The organism is Bathymodiolus heckerae thiotrophic gill symbiont (assembly GCF_900128515.1).
GTDB lineage: Bacteria > Pseudomonadota > Gammaproteobacteria > PS1 > Pseudothioglobaceae > Thioglobus_A.
Genome location: NZ_FQTP01000254.1, coordinates 1 through 834 on the forward strand (window position 1 = coordinate 1; position 834 = coordinate 834).

Here is an 834-nt window from a genome sequence, read left to right on the forward strand (position 1 = left end):
ACTAAAGATGCAGTTGCACTGCAAAAAGCAAGTAATGTAGCAGAGGATATTAATCGTATTTGTTGCTACCAATTTACCCAGTGCTGTAGCGGTGAGAGTGCTAGTAGCGCATCAGGCGTAACAATTGGCTTGACAGATCTTGTTAAAGCATGTCAAAGTGATCACTATGTAATGGTTGAAGGGGCAGGGGGATTGCTTTCTCCAATTGCACAAGATACGCTAAATATTGATTTAGCCACAGCACTTCAACTGCCCCTTGTATTGGTTGTTAAAGATGAGTTGGGCGCAGTTAATCAAGCTTTGCTAGTGATTAAAGCCGCTGAACAGTATAAGTTAGAGATTGCTTGTGTTGTTCTAAATCAAATCAAAGGAAATACACTGGATAACGCAAGCGTTATTCGACGCTATAGTAGTTGTGAAGTAGTAGTCTACAATGACGAAGCGATTGACTTATTTGAACAGCAGATTAGTCAAATTCTGATTTAGTTTTTAATCTAGCAGTGTTAGCTTGGGTTTTTTATCAACCGCCTGCTCTTGGTCTTTAGCTTCAAAAAACATACCTTCTCCGTTCTCACCTGCATAGATACTCATTACTGCATCGGTAGGAATGTAAACATCAACTGATTGCCCTGAAAAGCGCGCTTTAAAGCCGATATGGCTATTGTCAAGCACTAGAGATTGTGTTGCAGTACTAGCAATATTTAAGACGATGCGATCATCTTGAATAAATTGTGTAGGTACAACTACTTCTGTATTTGTACAGTCTACAAGAATATGTGCGCTAAGCCCCGAATCTTCCATCCACTGATGATAGGCTCTAATTAAATAGGGTGC

2 protein-coding genes are annotated in these 834 nt (G+C 39.9%); one reads left to right on the forward strand and one right to left on the reverse strand.

The features are described from left to right. Positions 1-486 (forward strand): ATP-dependent dethiobiotin synthetase BioD (gene bioD / locus BTHERMOSOX_RS11695; RefSeq protein ID WP_138121257.1); only part of this gene is annotated, 486 nt, incomplete at its 5' end. A 3-nt stretch (positions 487-489) separates the two neighbouring features. Here the strand turns inward: bioD and BTHERMOSOX_RS11700 are convergent. Beyond that, the coding region (locus BTHERMOSOX_RS11700) for a stringent starvation protein B (RefSeq protein WP_138121258.1) at positions 490-834 on the reverse strand (345 nt) is incomplete at its 5' end.